General features: G+C 69.3%; 12 protein-coding genes. 9 read left to right on the top strand and 3 right to left on the bottom strand.

What is annotated here, in order from left to right:
* The 3 genes from EIZ44_RS29825 to EIZ44_RS29810 are packed head-to-tail and all read left to right on the top strand — an operon-like array spanning position 1 to position 4,106.
* Positions 1 to 333: a hypothetical protein gene (locus EIZ44_RS29825; protein ID WP_037807383.1), complete on the top strand. Its 333-nt coding sequence runs from the start codon at positions 1 to 3 to the stop codon at positions 331 to 333.
* Entirely contained in the window at positions 333 to 3,692 is a 3,360-nt protein-coding gene (locus tag EIZ44_RS44890) for a WXG100 family type VII secretion target (RefSeq protein ID WP_167754319.1), read from the top strand. Before EIZ44_RS29825 ends, EIZ44_RS44890 begins: the two co-directional genes overlap by 1 nt.
* A gap of 9 nt (positions 3,693 to 3,701) precedes the next feature.
* Positions 3,702 to 4,106, top strand: a complete 405-nt coding sequence (locus EIZ44_RS29810) for a hypothetical protein (RefSeq protein ID WP_037807387.1) — start codon at positions 3,702 to 3,704, stop codon at positions 4,104 to 4,106.
* Between the two features lie 42 nt (positions 4,107 to 4,148).
* Here EIZ44_RS29810 and EIZ44_RS29805 read toward each other — a convergent pair whose 3' ends face one another.
* Positions 4,149 to 5,138, bottom strand: coding sequence for an NADP-dependent oxidoreductase (locus EIZ44_RS29805; RefSeq protein WP_240691452.1), 990 nt, complete (start codon positions 5,136 to 5,138; stop codon positions 4,149 to 4,151).
* A 124-nt stretch (positions 5,139 to 5,262) separates the two neighbouring features.
* Here EIZ44_RS29805 and EIZ44_RS29800 point away from each other — a divergent pair, with 124 nt between their 5' ends.
* The 4 genes from EIZ44_RS29800 (at position 5,263) to EIZ44_RS29785 (ending at position 9,840) form a co-directional block, all read left to right on the top strand.
* Positions 5,263 to 6,156, top strand: a complete 894-nt coding sequence (locus tag EIZ44_RS29800; RefSeq protein ID WP_134732611.1) for a LysR family transcriptional regulator — start codon at positions 5,263 to 5,265, stop codon at positions 6,154 to 6,156.
* Positions 6,157 to 6,386: 230 nt separating this feature from the next.
* Positions 6,387 to 7,991 (top strand): carboxylesterase/lipase family protein, encoded by a 1,605-nt coding sequence (locus EIZ44_RS29795; RefSeq protein WP_134732610.1) that lies wholly within the window; start codon positions 6,387 to 6,389, stop codon positions 7,989 to 7,991.
* A gap of 80 nt (positions 7,992 to 8,071) precedes the next feature.
* Entirely contained in the window at positions 8,072 to 9,004 is a 933-nt protein-coding gene (locus tag EIZ44_RS29790; protein WP_134732609.1) for a patatin-like phospholipase family protein, read from the top strand.
* Positions 9,001 to 9,840, top strand: coding sequence for an SDR family oxidoreductase (locus tag EIZ44_RS29785; protein ID WP_134732608.1), 840 nt, complete (start codon positions 9,001 to 9,003; stop codon positions 9,838 to 9,840). The genes EIZ44_RS29790 and EIZ44_RS29785 overlap by 4 nt, the downstream gene beginning before the upstream one ends.
* Here the strand turns inward: EIZ44_RS29785 and EIZ44_RS29780 are convergent, their stop codons facing one another.
* Positions 9,841 to 10,503, bottom strand: coding sequence for an SGNH/GDSL hydrolase family protein (locus EIZ44_RS29780; RefSeq protein ID WP_134732607.1), 663 nt, complete (start codon positions 10,501 to 10,503; stop codon positions 9,841 to 9,843). It abuts the gene before it with no gap.
* Positions 10,504 to 10,511: 8 nt separating this feature from the next.
* Entirely contained in the window at positions 10,512 to 11,993 is a 1,482-nt protein-coding gene (locus tag EIZ44_RS29775; protein WP_134732606.1) for an FAD-dependent monooxygenase, read from the bottom strand.
* Between the two features lie 123 nt (positions 11,994 to 12,116).
* Here EIZ44_RS29775 and EIZ44_RS29770 point away from each other — a divergent pair, with 123 nt between their 5' ends.
* Both EIZ44_RS29770 and EIZ44_RS29765 read left to right on the top strand, forming a co-directional pair.
* On the top strand, positions 12,117 to 15,176 hold the full coding sequence (locus EIZ44_RS29770) for an AfsR/SARP family transcriptional regulator (RefSeq protein ID WP_134732605.1): 3,060 nt from the start codon (positions 12,117 to 12,119) through the stop codon (positions 15,174 to 15,176).
* A 173-nt stretch (positions 15,177 to 15,349) separates the two neighbouring features.
* Positions 15,350 to 15,748 carry an STAS domain-containing protein gene (locus tag EIZ44_RS29765; RefSeq protein WP_134732604.1) on the top strand — a complete coding sequence of 133 codons (399 nt, stop codon included), beginning with the start codon at positions 15,350 to 15,352 and terminating at the stop codon, positions 15,746 to 15,748.
* Positions 15,749 to 15,821 lie beyond the last annotated feature (73 nt).

Genomic DNA, 15,821 nt, shown 5'->3' with positions numbered 1-15,821 from the left:
ATGAGCGGTGGGGGCGGGTACACCGCGACAACCGAAGCGTTGTCGAAGGCGTCGAAGAAGATCGGCGACCTGGCGGAAAAGCTGCTTGACGACAATCCGGACCTCGAAACCTCCGAGCTGACCAAGGAGAAGTTCGGCCGGGTGCACCAAGCGCACGCCGACAAGTACCTCGAGGGAACCAAACAGCTGTGGGGCGCGCTCTCCGGCTACAGCAAGGCGCTCGAATCGTTCGGCACGAACATCAGCACCGCCGGGTCTGCCTACGGCACGAACGAGGACAACCAGTCCGGCGCCATCACCAAGACCGGCAACGGCGTCGACGGGATCCTCTGATGGCGGACGAAAACAAGCCGAAGACGTGGCCGGATGTCAAAAAGCTGCTCGACAACTCGGCGGTGCCGCCGGAGCTGAAGGACGGCCTGCTCCGGGCGTGGGTCCACGAGCACCCGCATCCCGAAGGCGACGAGGGCCAGGACGTCGCGAAGTACATCAAGTCGTACGGACGCACGTTCATCACCGTTCCGAACAACCCGTTCGCGGCTCCTGGCGGCGCCCCGCCGCTCGAGCAGGTCTACGAAGAGGCCCGGCAAAAAGGCCAGCAGAACAGCTACAACCAGGACGAGAAGAAGAAGGAAGTCGACAAGGGCAAGGGCGAGCTCGACAAGAAGGCCCCGCCCGCCGTTGGTGAGGGCAAGGACGCCGGGGCCACCGGCACGAAGACGTCCGACGAGCTCTTCGACCCCGCAGCGGCCGCGCTGAGGGTGTTCGAGACCTTCGGCGGGCTGCTCGAGAAGCTCCCCGACGACTGCAAGGGCAACACGCGCAAGCTCGACCTCGACAAGGACATCCGCGGTCCGTTCGACGAGCAGCGCGGCATCAGCTTCGAGGGTTTCGTCAACGACGCCATCCATTTCAAGCACGGCTCGGAAACCGTCAAGGCGACGCTGACCGATACCGGAACCGAACTGGGCACCCTCTTCGGAACCTGGACCGGGGCGGGCGCCGACGCGGCGTCGGACCGGTACAACGAGAGCATCCAGAAGAAGGCCGCGAAGCTGGGGGAGGACCTCAGCCACGCCAGCGAAGCGACGCTGCACACCACGAAGACGCTGTTCGATCTGTGCAAGGGGAAGGCCGACCAGGTCATCGCCCTGTACCGCGATCAGGTCGGCAAGGCCGACTACACGATGGCGCAGAAGGTCATCGCGGTCGCCAACGGCGAGCACGGCAGCGTCGACGACCTGGCCCAGATCGCCGGCTGGATGGACTACAACTTCGGCACCAACCTGGTCGACACCCTCAACGACCAGGGCTGCTGCAACGACGACGAGATCCAGAGCCACGGCAAGGACCTCGCCAAGCAGTGGATCATGAACCAGTTCAACCCCGACATGTGGGACACCATCTACAAGGGGTTCGAGAAGGCTTGCAAGGACGCCAAGGACCTCGTCGACAAGGCCTACGACGCCCTTGACAAGGAAATGGGCAAGATCAAGAACAAGTTCGAGGGCGCCAAGGACGGCGGGGCAGGTGGAGCCGGCGGCTCGGGCGGTCCCGGCGGCGGTGGTCCTGGCGGTGGGGGTCAGGGTCCCGGCGGCGGCGGTCCCGGTGGGGGCGGCCAGGGTCCTGGCGGCGGCTACGGCGGCGGTCAGGGCGGGTCTGGCAACTATGGCGGCGGTCAGGGCGGTCCCGGCGACGGCACCGGTGGGGGAACCGGCGGCGGTCCTGGCGGCGGATCCGGTTCGGACACGCCGCAGGGCGACCACCCCGGTGGTTCCGGAGGCGGTATCGGGGGCGGGTCCGGTTCGGGCGGCGGGTCCGGCAGCGGTTCGGGCAGTGGTTCCGGCGGGGGCGGCGGGAAGGTCCCCGACCTGGACGTTCCGTCCGATTCGCCGGGCGGCGGCCCCCTCGGCGGCGGCTCGGGCGGAGGCCCCGGCGGCGGGACTGGCGGCGGCGGTCCGGTAGACGGACCGCCGATCAAGACCGATCCCGGCGGGTCCGGCGGTTCTGGTTCCGGTTCCGGCGGTTCGTCGGGCTCGGGCGGTTCGGGTTCCGGCGGCGGACAGGACCAGCACCAGGCCGAGGAAGAGGCCAAGCAGCGGGCCGAGCAAGAGGCCAAGCAGAAGGCTCAGGCGGAGGCCAAGCAAAAGGCCGAGGCCGCGATGGAGTCGCTGAAGAAGGACGCGCAGGGCAGCCACGGCGGCGGCTCCCTCGGCGGACCCGGCGGCGGCGAACCCGGCTCGACCGGCGGCGACGGCAAGGGGCCGGACGACAAGGTTCCTGGCGACGACAAGACCTCCGGCGACAAGGGCGGCGGCGGTTCACCTGGCGGCGGCGGTCCGGTCGACGGCCCGCCGATCAAGACCGACCCGGCCGACGGCGGTCCCGAAGGCGAAGACGGCAAGCCCGGCGAGGACAAGAACCACGACGGCAAACCGGACGACGACGGCAAGCCGGGCGAGGACAAGAACCACGACGGCAAGCCGGGCGAGGACAAGAACCACGACGGCAAGCCCGACGACGACAAGGGCCGCGACGGCAAGCCGGACGAAGACGGTCGCGACGTCCTGAAGGTCAAGCAGGGCGACAAGACCTTCGAAATGTCCGAGCCGGACCACGACGGCAAGATGGACATCAAGATCGGCGAGGGCTCCGGGAACGTCAAGGACTTCAAGATCGACTGGTCCGACGACAAGTCCGCGCACGGCGGCGACGGCCAGCACGACGACGCCCAGGTCCACCACCCCGGTCCGGACGGCAAGATCCATCTCCGCGACGGCGACACGAAGATCACCGCCGAGCGTCCGGACGGGCCGAACGGACCGACCGTCGTCACGGTCGACGACGGCAAGGGCAACCCGACGACCTACACGCTCGGCGAGGAAGACCAGAAGCAGGGCATCCACGAGGTCGACCACCGCCCGGACGCACCCGGCGACAGCACCGGACGGCACCACGCGGGCGACGGTCCCGGCGACCACAAGGGACCCGACCACAAGGGACCCGACCACAAGGGACCCGACGGCAACGGGCACGGCGGCGCCTCGCCCAGCAGCAGCCATCCCGGGCGTCCGATCGAGGGCGGGCCAGGTCCGGAGATGTCGCACACCGGCGGCCCGTTCGGCGAACATCCGGCGGGAGGCGGCCCCGGTCCGGTGCATCCCGGCGAGCCAGTTCAGCCGCTGCAGCACGGTGTTCCGAGCGGTGCGCCGGGTCATCCGATCGAGGGCGGTCCGGGGCCGGAGATGTCGCATTCGGGCGGTCCGGCCCAGCCGCTGCACCACGGCGTCCCGAGCGGGGCTCCCGGCCATCCGATCGAGGGCGGCCCCGGTCCGGAGATCTCGCACAGCGGCGGTCCGGGCGTGCCCGCCGGCGCACCGAGCGCTCCGCTGCACGGCGGGCCCGTGGTCGGCGTCGACCACACGCCGGTCGCCGGCACCCAAACCGGCGGCGGGTTCTCGCAGCCGGCGGGCGATCACTCCGGTCAGCCAGGGCAGTCCGGCGGCTCGGGAATGCCTGGCATGGGCGCGATGGGCGGCGGACACGGCGGCGGTGGCGGCGGCGGCGAAACCGAGCGGCGCGCGGCGTATCGCGTGGAGGGCGCGGTCTTCGACAACCTCGGGGAGCCCGCCAGCCGGATCACTGGTTCACTCGACGATGACGACGACGCGCCGATCATCCGGACCAGGTAGGAGGCACGCATGAGCGAAACCGCCGCGATGAAGGCCGAACTGGACGCGCTGGTCCGGGAGCAGGCCGATCGCCGGGCCCTGCGCGAGCAGAAGGCCGAGGAGATCAAGGCGCAGTCCCAGGAGTACATGACCAAGCAGGTGCAGGCGGCCGAACGGTACGTCCAGCACCGGCGGGAGATGGGGAAGCGCAAGACCAAGTCCGGGTGGAGCACGGACCGGCCGAGCACCGATCCGCCCTCGGCGTTCGATTCCGACGAGTTCGGCAACGAGCCGGGTTCGGCGTCGCCGTTCGCGGTGACTCCGAATCAGCCCGCGCTACGGAGCGAGGCACCGCGCCGTCCGACGCGTCGACCGCGTCCGGTGGAAGACGACGAGGACGACGACGCCTTCCTCAACAACCGTTGGCGCGATTGAGGTTCTGACTCGGGAGGGGGCTGTCCGGCCCCCTCCCGGCGGTCAGACCCGGACCAGCATTTTCCCGACGTTCTCCCCGCGCAGCATCCCGATGAACGCGTCCACGATGCTGGAAAACCCTTCTGTCACAGTCTCGTTCACGAGCACCTGCCCGCCGCGGACGTGCGGGATCAGGAATTCCTCGAACTCTTCGCGCGCGTCGAGGTGATCGCGCACCAGAAACCCTTCGATCCGAAGGCTTTTCCCGACCACGTCGAACAAATTGTGCGGCGCGCTCGGCGGCGTGCGCAGGTTGTTGTACTGCGCGACTGAACCGCACCAGGCCACCCGGCCGCGCTCGCGGAGGACGTCGATCGCCGCGGCCAGGTGATCGCCGCCGACGTTGTCGAAGTACACGTCGATTCCGTCCGGAGCCGCCTTCGCGAGCAGATCGGTGACAGGACCGTCGTGGTAGTTGAAGGCGGCGTCGAAACCGAGGTCGCGCGTCAGGTGCTCGACCTTCGCCGCCGATCCGGCGCTGCCCACGATCCGTCCCGCGCCGAGCAACCGGGCGATCTGTCCGGCCGCGCTGCCCACCGCACCGGCCGCCGCGGAGATGAACACGTCGTCACCGGGACGGACCTGCGCGATCCGGGTGAGTCCGACGTACGCGGTGAGCCCGGTCCCGCCGAGAATGCCGAGGTAAGCGCTCAGCGGAACGCCGTCCGCGGGCGTGATCGTCCGGGCGTCGGCGCTGGTGAGGACCGCGTGAGTCGCCCAGCCGTGCCGATGGAACACCGTCGTGCCGACCGGCAGCGTCGGCTCCTTCGACTCGACCACCGCGCCGATCGTGCGACCTTCCAGACCCGCGCCCAGCTCCCAGCCGCCCCATTCCATGAACTCGCGCATGTACGGATCGACGGACAGGTAACGGTTTTCGACCAGCACCTGTCCGTCGGCGAGGTCCGGCAGCGGCTGGGTGACGAACTCGAAGTCGGCGGCGCTGGGCGCGCCCTCGGGACGGCGGACCTGGCGGACGGCGGTCAGGGGCACGTGGATCTCCTTAATTGGCTCTGACCAGCAACTTAAGCGCGCCCAAGCCGCCGCGGCAGACCTCCGGATCGATGGACCGCGCCAATCCATGAATCCCGCTCATGGTCACGGCTAGGCTGGCCGCATGGATGCTGTCGACCTCACGCCGGGCGAGTTGCGCCTGTTGCTCGCGGTGGAGCGCACCGGCAGCTTCACCGCCGCTGCCGCCGAGTTGAGCCTGACTCAGTCCGCGGTCTCGCACGCGGTCCGGACCTGCGAACGCAAGGTCGGCGCCATCCTCTTCGACCGCGGCCGAACCGGTGCCCGTCCCACCGCGGCCGGTGCCCGCGCGCTCGTGCACGCCCGGCTGATCCTGCGCCAACTCGACGTTCTCCGCGCCGAAGCCCGGGGCGCGGCCGCCGGATCCCTCACCGGTCCGCTGCGGATCGCCGCTTTCCGCAGTGCCGCCGCGCATCTCCTGCCCGCGGCGCTGGAACGCTTGACCGCCAAGCATTCCGGCTTGCATCCGCAGGTGCTGGTCGTCCCCGAACTGGGCCGCGGCACCGCGGGCGAGGTCGCCGACGGACGCGCGGACGTCGCCATCGCGACCCTCGGCGAGGACGAAACCCCGCCGGCCGGATTGGTCGCCGGAGAACTGTTCCGGGAGCCGTACTTCCTGGTCAACCCGATCGGGCAAGCCGAATCGCGCCGCCTCCCGCTGCTTGACTGGCCGGAAAACTGCTCCTCCTACACCCGGTCCTGGTGGGCGCGGCAGGACTGGCTGCCGTCCGCGAAAATGGAGGTCGCCGACGACGGAGTGGTGCTTTCCATGGTGGCGCAAGGGATCGGCATGGCGATCCTGCCGAAACTCACCCTCGCCGCCACCCCGCCGGGAGTCGCCGTCACCCCGATCGCCGACCCGCCCACCCGGCGGATCGGGTACGTCGCCACCTACGCCGGTGCGCAATCCCTTGCGGTGCGCGAGTTAGTGCGCGAATTGCGCGCGGTGGCCGAGACGGAGTTCCTCGGCGCGGCTTGATCCCGGACAAAGACCATCGTCCCCGGGAATTTGACACCTTCCGCGCGCCCGAACGGAGGTTGTGCCTCGCCGTGCGGCCGCCAGACTGGAGGCACGCGGGACGCGTTCCCGCCGCGATGACCCGCAGGTGGTCATTGGTCGAGCCCATTCCGGTAAACCGCCTGTTCGGTGCGTGGTCGCTGCTCGTCGTTCGTTCGCCTCCCCGGCCAGGCGGGACCGAAGGAGGACGGATGAGATTCGACGGAAAGGTGTCCGCTGTCCTGGCGGCTGTCGTGGGAGTGGTGCTGTCGGTGGCCGGATCGGCGGCGCTGGCCGCCAAAGTGAGCGCGCCAGCGTGTTCGCCGGGCACGACGGTCACCACCGACGACGGTCCGGTATGCGGGGTCGCGAGTGCGGAGATCAAGTCGTGGCAAGGGATTCGCTACGGCGCGCCGCCGGTCGGCGAGTTGCGCTGGGCCCCGCCGCAGCGGCCCGTGCACTGGGCTGAGCCGTTCGCCGCGACCGCAGAGGGCAACGAATGTCCGCAGCCGCCCGGCACCGGACCTGGTTCGGACAACGAGGATTGCCTCAACCTGACCGTGCGCACGCCGGCCAACGCCGGGCCCGGCCCGTTTCCGGTGATGGTGCAGATCCACGGCGGCGGATTCCTGTTGTGGAAGCCAGCGGACGCGAGCCGTCTCGTGACCGCGGGGCACGTCGTCAGCGTGGAATTCAATTACCGGCTCGGGATTTTCGGCTTCCTCGCGCATGAATCCTTCGGCGCGCACGCCGGAAACTACGGCCTCCAGGACCAGCAAGCCGCGCTCCGCTGGGTGCAGCGCAACATCGCGAAGTTCGGCGGAGACCCGCACAACGTCACCATCTACGGCGATTCCGCGGGCGGTTCGAGCGTCTGCGCCCACACCGCTTCACCAGGCTCGGCCGGGCTGTTCAACCGCGGGATCAGCCAAAGCGGGGAGTACAACTCGCTGCTTGGGGTCGACACCATCTGGCAAACGCAGGACTGCAAAGCCCAACTGCCCACCGAGAAGCAAGCGCAGCAAAAGGGAGAACGCTTCGCCAAAGCACTGGGTTGCTCCACCGCCGCCTGCCTGCGTGCGCTGCCTGCGCAGGCGGTGCTCAAACAGGCCGACCACGGAAGGAACCCGGACAACGGCACGGTCGCACCGATCGTCGACGGGGCAACGCTGCCGATGTCACCTGCCGAAGCTTTCGCCACCGGGCACGTCAATCACGTAGCGTTGCTGCACGGCGTCGACCGCGACGAAACCCAACTGCCGTTCGCCGAGACCGCAGCCGATTACGACAAGTTTATTAAGCAGCAGTACGGAGAGCACGCCGACGAGGTCCGCAAGACGTATCCGTTGAAACGCTTTCCCGCGCCGGCCCCGTTCCTCGCCTACCGGACCGCCGTCGCCGATTCCAACTCGGTCTGCCCCGCACTGCTCAACGACGAACGGCTCTCGCGACACATCCCGGTCTTCGCCTACCAGGTCGATGACACGGATATCCCGCCGCAATTCTTCGTCGACCCCGCCAAACCGAATGGTGCCTACCACGTCGCCGAATGGCTGCTGATGTTCCCGAACGGCACCCAGTTGACCCCCAACCAGCAGGTGCTCGCCGACCAGATCCTGACCCAATGGGCTGGGTTCGCGCGCACCGGAAACCCCACTGTGGACGGTGCGCCGCAATGGGATCCGTACACAAAGGACAGCCCGGCGGTGATGGTGCTCAACGCTGCCGGAGACAGTCAGCTCACGATGGAGATCCCGCGACAGCATCACTGCGCGGAGCTCTGGGATCCGTTGACTCCCTTCGTGCACCACCGGTAGGCGCTCTGCAACGGTATTGCCCTCGCCGCAGAAATGACATACGGTTCCGCCACTGACACGCGATTCCGCAGAGGTGGTCGATGACCCAACGTGCACTGGTGCTCGGTTGTGGCGGCACGCTCGGCTTCGCCTGGACCGCCGCTGCCCTCGCCGCGGTCGAGGACCAGCTGGGATGGGACGCGCGCGACGCCGACGTCCTGGTCGGCACGTCGGCGGGCGCGGAGATGGCGGCGTTCCTCGCCTCGGGCATCGGGGTCGGCGAGATCATGGCCGCGCTGCTGGGAGAGCCCGCCGACGACCGCGTCGTACACCATCTCGCGCAGCATCCGGGCAAGCTGCCGCCGTTGCCGACACCGGTTTGGCCTGGTCTCGGCCTAGCCGCCGCGGGATTGCGTGGCCGGGTGGACCTGCTGGCCGGGCTGGCCGGAGCGTTGCCGAGGGGACGTGGCGACGCTGGATGGCTGCGCGACCTCGGCACCGCGTTGGCCAATGCCGACGGCTGGGTCGACCATCCGCGGACCTGGCTCGTCGGAGCCGATCTCCGCACGGGGGAGCGGGTCGCGTTCGGGAATTCGCAGCGGACTCAGCTCGGTACCGCGATTGCCGCGTCCTGGGCCATTCCAGGCTGGTTCCCGCCGGTCGCCGTCAACGGCCGCAGGTACGTCGACGGCGGCACCGTTTCGCCGACGTCCGCCGATCTCGTCATTCCGGCCGGGGTCGAGGAGGTCGTGCTCATCCCGCCGATGTCCACCTCCGGCGGCGTGCCCGGCCGCGGCTTCGCCCGCGTCGAACGGCTCGCCCGGCGCGCGATGACCCGGCGCGTCGACGCCGAGGTCAAGCAGCTCCGCGCCGCCGGGATCCGGGTGCTCCGGATCGAACCCGGCCCGGCCGAACTGGACGTCATGGGCCCGAATTTCATGGACCTGCGCCGCCGCGCCGACGTGCTCCGCGCCTGCCGCACCCTGACCCCGCCGCGCGTGCGCGCCGCCATCGAGCAAGGAGCGACCCGATGAGCTACCCCAAAATCGACCTCGACGGCGCGTCGGTCGCGATCACCGGCGGAGGCGCTGGGATCGGCGGCGCGGTCGCCAAGTTGTTCGCGAGCAAGGGCGCGCGCGTCGCGATCGGCGACCTCAACCAGGCGGCCGCCGAGGAGACCGCCGAGCTGGTCGGCGGCACCGCACACCACCTCGACGTCGCCGATCGCGACTCGTTCGCGTCCTTCGTCGCCGCGGCCGAAAAGGCCCACGGACCGTTGCACGTGCTGGTGAACAACGCCGGCCTCATGCCGAACGGCAGATTCCTCGAACTCGCCGACGCCACCGACCGGCTGCAGATCGACGTCAACCTCGGCGGCGTCCTCAACGGGATGAAACTGGTGCTGCCCGGCATGGTCGAACGCGGTTTCGGGCACGTCGTCAACGTCGCCTCGCTGGCAGGCAAGTTCCCGGTCAAGGGACTGGCCGTCTACAACGCGACCAAATTCGCCGTGGTGGGGCTGACGGCCGCGACCCGCTTGGAGTTCGCGGAGGCGGGCGTCAGCCTCACCGCAGTGCTGCCCTCGGCAGTCGACACCGCACTCGCCTCCGGCCTCGACATGCGGCCGATTCCGAAGGTGCAGCCGGAAGACGTCGCCAGGGCGGTCGTCGATTCGGTGCGCAACCGCCGTGCCGAAATCGCCGTGCCCGGCTACGTCGGCCTGCTCGCCACCGCCGCGGGCGTCACCCCGGAACCAGTCCTCAACCGCATCCGGCGGCTGGTCCGCGACGACCGCGCGCTGCACGCGGACCACCCGGAACGCACTGCGTACCGGGCGAATCTTGAGGCACAGCAAGGAACTCGGCAGTAATCAGGCGACCAGACGCAGCCAAGCCTCGGCGAGTGCCGCGTGCCCAGCCGGAGTCGGATGGACGCCGTCCGCGGCCCAATACTCGGGTCCGGTCGTCGCGGAAAGTTCGGCGAACATCCCGTCCGCCGCAAGCAAATGCGCGCCGTACTTGCGGGCAAGTTCGCGCACCACCTGGATCTTCGGGTCGAGATCGGCGCGCCACTTCTTCCGCTCCGCAACGCCAAGCTGCATGTCGCCGACCTCGATGTCACCGCTGATCGGCAGCAGGAACGGTTCGATGAGAATCAGCTCGGCACCGGATTCGGCCAGCGGCGCAACCAACCGGTCGTAACCGGCCGCGTAATCTTCGGCGGGAATGACGTAGCCGTCCGGGTCGTACGAATGCCAGCCGACGTCGTTGATGCCGACGAGGATCGACACCACGTCCGGACGTGCATCCAGAATGTCGGTCTGCCAACGGGATTCGAGATCCATGACCTTGTTGTCCGCGATCGCGGAGTTCAGCCAGGTCACCGGCCGATTCGGACGCCGGAGTCCCCATTCGCCCGCGATCCGCAGCGGGTAACCGAATCCGAGGCCGTCCTCGCTCTCGTTCCGCTGGGAGTCGGTGATCGAATCGCCGGTGAACAGCACAGTGCTTCCCGGCCGGAGAGAGATAGTCATGGCTGCTCCTAGTTTTCGCCGAACCACTGAGTTTTGGCTTGGGTGAACGATTCCTGGGTAAAGTCTCGGTCGCCCGCCCAGGCGACAATGCCGTCCGGACGCACGAGCACGGCACCCAATCGGAAGTCTTCTTTCGCCGGACCGGCCGCGTAACGCAATCGGCCCGCGGCCTCACGCAGACGCTCGTCAGCGCTGAAGTCGAGGACGACACCACGGCCGTCCTGCATCAGATCGCCGAGGCGAATTCCGTTCGCCAGCTGGAAATCCGGGGTGTAACGGCCGATCAGCGGATGCTCGTCGCCGAGGTCGTAACGAAGCGACGCGCCGGACATCTTCCCGTACACGTAGGTCGTTCCGTCACGGGTGCTGAGCAGGTCACGGAGAACGCCTTGCACCGCCTGGCCGTGCGCGTCCGGCCGCATCGCCGCTGCCTGCGCACGAGTCCACTCCAGCACCCAAGCCCCGACCGGATGGCGTTCGCGTGGGTAGCTGTCCAGAAGCGCGTCCGGTGCCTCACCTCGGATTACCGCGCCGAGCTTCCACCCCAGGTTCACGGCGTCGCTGATGCCGGTGTTGAGTCCCTGGCCGCCCAGCGGAGAGTGGATGTGCGCGGCGTCGCCGGCGAGCAGCACGCGGCCGCGCCGATACGTCGTAGTCTGCATGGCGCGATCGGTGAACGTCGAGACGAGACGGACGCCGGTCAGCGTGACGTCCGTGCCGGACACCCGGCGCAACACGGTCTGAAGATGCTCGAGGCTCGGCTGCTGCGTGCGGTCGAACGCGCCATGGTCGAAGTCCAGCACGCCGAAGTGGCCCGGCGCGGGCATCTGGACGTACATCCCGTTCGGCGTCAGGTTGAATCCCGGGCGCAGCTTCTCGGGATCGGCGACGTCGACGAGCATGGTGTAGCCAGTGAACTGCGGTTCGGTGCCGACGAACTCGAAACCCGCCAACCCGCGCACGACACTGCGCCCGCCGTCGCAGCCGATCGCCCAGCGCGCCGCGTACTCCTGCTCGCCAGCCCGCACCAGCACGCCGTCTTCGTGCTGCTCAACGCCGGAAACCTCGACCCCGCGCCGGATTTCGACGCCGAGCTTGGCCGCCTGCTCGGACAGCACCGCCTCGATCGCGTCGAGGTTGGTCATCATGCCGCCGGGCAGCGAACTGGGCAGCCAGTACGGCAGCGCATCGACGGCTATCTTGGCCGGATCCAGCACCATTCCGGCGAAATGGCCCGCCGAACGCGGCCGCTCCTCGCTGGGCGGGTCGTGGATGTCCGACGCCGCGAGCAGCGGAGGCAACATCCCGCGGCGGTGGAACGCCTCGATCGACGTGGCCGACAGCCCGCGCAACCCGAGCGGCGCCGTCCGCCAGGGTGAACCCGGCTCGGGCTCCCGTTCGAGCACCAGGACCGAACTGCCCGCGAGTCCAAGCTCGCAAGCCAGGAACAGACCGACCGGCCCGGCACCCACTATTACTGCGTCATGCATGGCAAACCCCCTGTGTTCTCCGTCGCTGCGACCACCTTGGCGACGGCCGCTCACACGGACCGCACACGGCGCTCACGCGGGGGCACATGGCGCTGACACCGGTGTTCGCGCGAAGATCGTCGAATGGACGGGAGCACGCGGCTTCGAGTCACGCTGCTCGGAGCGTTCCAGGTGACACGGGGTGCCGCGGCCCTCGCGATACCCGGTGCTCGGTTGCAGGGACTGGTCGCGCGGCTGGCACTAGCCGGTGGACGTCCGGTCCAGCAGAGCGTCCTGGTCGACGCAATCTGGGGCTCGGATCTGCCCGCCGACCCCGCGCACGCCCTCCAAGCCCTGGTCTCCCGCCTGCGCCGCGCCCTCGGTTCGCCGAGCGACGTCACGCTGGTCTCCGGCGGCTACCGGCTGACCATCGACCCTGCCGACGTGGACGCGCTGCGGTTCGAACAACTCGTCGCCGCGGCTTCGCCGGAAGACGCCGTGACGCTGTGGGGCGACCGTCCCGGCGTCGAACCCCCAGCCGTCGCCGCGGTCGATCCCGCCACCGCGACCCGGTTGGCCCGCCTGTCGATCGAAGCCGTCACCGACCTCGCCGAAGCGGAGCTTTCGCAGGGCCGTCCCGACGCAGCAACCGCCCGTCTGACCACTCTGCTGACCGAGCACCCCGTCCACGAACGCGCCGCCGCACTGCTCATGGACGCCCTCGCCGCGCAGGGTCGTCAAGCAGAAGCTTTGGCCCAGTATGAACAAATCCGCGAAGCGCTGGCAGACGACCTCGGCACCGACCCGGGCACCGCGCTGCGCGAACGCCACCTGAACCTGCTGCGCGCCGAGCCCGTCAAGGAGACCAAACCGGCCGCCTTGCCTGCGCCGCTGACCAGCTTCGTCGGCCGCACCGACGACCTGGCCCGGATCGATGCCCTGCTCGCCACCGGCCGGTTGGTCACCGTGCTCGGTCCCGGCGGCGCCGGAAAGACGCGGCTCGCTCTGGAAGCCGCCCGCCGCCGGGAATACCGCGACGGCAGCTGGCTGATCGACCTCTCCCCGGTCACCGAACCGGCGAAGGTCGCCGCTGCGGTGCTGACCGCGATCGGACTGCGCGGCACCGCACTGTTCGAGGCCTCGGCCAAGCCCGTCGGCGACCTGGACGTGCTGGCGGATGAGCTGATCGGCAAGGAAACCTTGCTGGTGGTGGACAACTGCGAGCACTTGATCGACGCCGTCGCCCACCTCCTTTCCGCACTGCTGCCTCGCTGCGCCGGACTGCGGGTCCTGGCCACCAGCCGCGAGCCGCTGGCGATCGACGGCGAGGCATTGGTCCCGCTCGGCCCGCTCCGCGACACCGCGTCCGTGCGGCTCTTCACCGATCGAGCGGCAGCCGTGCGTCCCGATTTCACCGTCGACGAGCGGAATCTCGACGACGTGCTGCGAATCGTCCGCGGCCTGGACGGCATGCCGCTGGCGCTGGAACTGGCGGCGGCCCGCCTGCGGACGCTTTCGTTGGCAGATCTGGCTTCCGGCCTGTCCGACCGCTTCCGGCTTCTGACCACCGGCAGTCGCACGGCTTTCCCGAGGCACCGGACGCTGCGCGCGGTGATCGCCTGGAGCTGGGACCTGCTCAGTGAAGACGCACGGACGGTCGCGGAACGGATCTCGGTCCTGCCCGGCGGCGTCACCCCCGCCTCGGCGGCCGCGGTCTGCGAACTCCCGGTCGAGCAAGCCCAGGAACTGCTCGCCGACCTAGTCGACCGCTCGCTGCTCCAGCTCGTCCCCGGCCGGTACCGGATGTTGGAGACCATCCGCGAGTACGGCCTGGAATGCCTTGCCGAACAAGGGATTCTGCCCGTCGTACGGAACCGGAGCGCGCGATATTTCGCCGAACTGGTTGCCGCTAACGACCCGCTTCTGCGCGGCCCCGGGCAACGCGACGCGCTCCACCTGCTGACCGCCGAATACGACAACGTGCTGGCCGCCCTGCGCCACCTCTGCGACACCTCGGACGCCGGGCTCGCGCTCGCGATCGACCTGTCCTGGTACTGGCACATGCTGGGCCGACATGCCGACGCGTCGTACTGGCTCGGCCAAGCGACCGCCCAGCCAGGCATGCACCGCGACATCGCGGCCGGAGCGCTGCTGCTGGACGCTGGTGCCGCAGCCGACGAGGTAGTCAGCCGCCTGCTGAACTACCCGGAGTTGCCGCCCTTCGGCGTGCTGACCACTGCGGGATTAGCCGCCCGCGCGGGGATCGACGCGTCGCCGCTCATCCAGCGGCTAGCCGACGGCCCGAATCGATGGCTGGCCGGATTGGCCCGGATCACCCGCGCCGAACTGGCCGAAAATGACGGCCATTTAGCCCAGATCGATTCGGACGTCGCCGTCGCACTGGACTGCTTCACCGAGGAGGGGGACAGCTGGGGCGTCGCGATGGCTCTGCCGATGCGCGCCCTGCTGCGGCAATACGACGGCGACCTGGCCGGTGCGCTGGCCGACCTGACCGAGGCCAAACGGCTGGCCCAGGAGTTCGGTTCGCTCAACCACAGCGACGAGACGTTCATCGACCTGCGCCTGATCGACCTGCACGTCCGGCTGGGCGAAACCGAGCAGGCCGCGGTGATGATCGCGGTGACCAGGGACCGCACGCTGCGCTCGACTATGCCCGAGACTGTCGTGCTGCTCGACGCGCGGGAGGCCAGCTTCCGCCTGCGCACCGGTGATCTGACCCGGGCCCGCGAGCTGATCGAAGCGGCCGAGGCCGGACTGTCCACCCCGCTCCCGTTCGGCGGCGACCACGGGCAGGCGCTGGTCAGCGCGGTACGAGCGGAACTCTGCCTGGAACTCGGCGACGGCCCCGGCGCCGAGGCGGCGCTGGACCGGGCGTACGCGGCCGCGGTCAACAGCAAGGACCAGCCGATCGTGGCCACCGTCGCGGTGACGGTCGCCGGCCTGGCCGAGCTGTACCGCCGGTTCACGGAGGGAGCGGAAATCCTCGGCGCAGCGGCCCGCCTGCGCGGTGCCCACGACCGCACTGACCTGCAGGTACGCACGCTCAGCAGTCGTGGCCGACTGGCCCTCGGCGAGGAACGCTTCGCCGCCGCGTACGAGAGCGGCTGGCAACTGCCCGCACCGGCGGCAGTGACCCGTGCCGATCCGGCTCGCCTGCACCGGAACGGTTCGTTTTCCGGATAGTCCCGGTATTCGGTTCCGCCGCTAGACCATTCCCGGCGAACCCTGCACGGTGGAGACAACCCCAGTTCCTTCCGGAGCGGAAGACCGGAAATCGGGCAGAGATTCAGCGGTGCCTTCGGGAACGATTCCCCGTCGCGGCGTTGGCCACACAGACGACAGGGAGAACCCCGCTGATGTCCGAGACAACCGAACGGTCGCTGCGCCCCGGCGACCTGGCGATCCGTTGCGGGGCCCTGGGCTCCCTAGTGCTGGTGAGAGTGAGCGGCGCACTGGATCTGGCCACCGCCGACGACTTGGCCGACGTACTGAATACGCAGCTGCGGACCGGCCGCGACATCGTGCTCGACTGCACCGGCCTGGATTTCATGGCAGTCATCGGCATGTCGCTGATGCTCGACACCCACCGCGCCGCCACCGCCCGGCACCGAAAACTGATCGTGGTGACCGGCGGCAACCGGGCCGTCCTGCGCCCGCTGCGCGTCACCAGGGTCGACGCCATGCTCCGCCTCGCCGCCACCATCGACGACGCCTGCTCCCAGCTCGGCGGTTTGATCCCCGACCCACGCGGGTAACCGGGGGCCTGCCCCGCGACGAAGCACGTCGGAGGTCCTCGCACGACGCCCGAGGACCCGCCGGGGTCGCTTT

It is taken from the genome of Amycolatopsis nivea (assembly GCF_004522235.1).
Classification (GTDB): domain Bacteria; phylum Actinomycetota; class Actinomycetes; order Mycobacteriales; family Pseudonocardiaceae; genus Amycolatopsis; species Amycolatopsis nivea.
The sequence above is the reverse complement of the archived record's forward strand: the minus strand, read 5'-3'. Positions and strand labels throughout refer to the sequence as shown.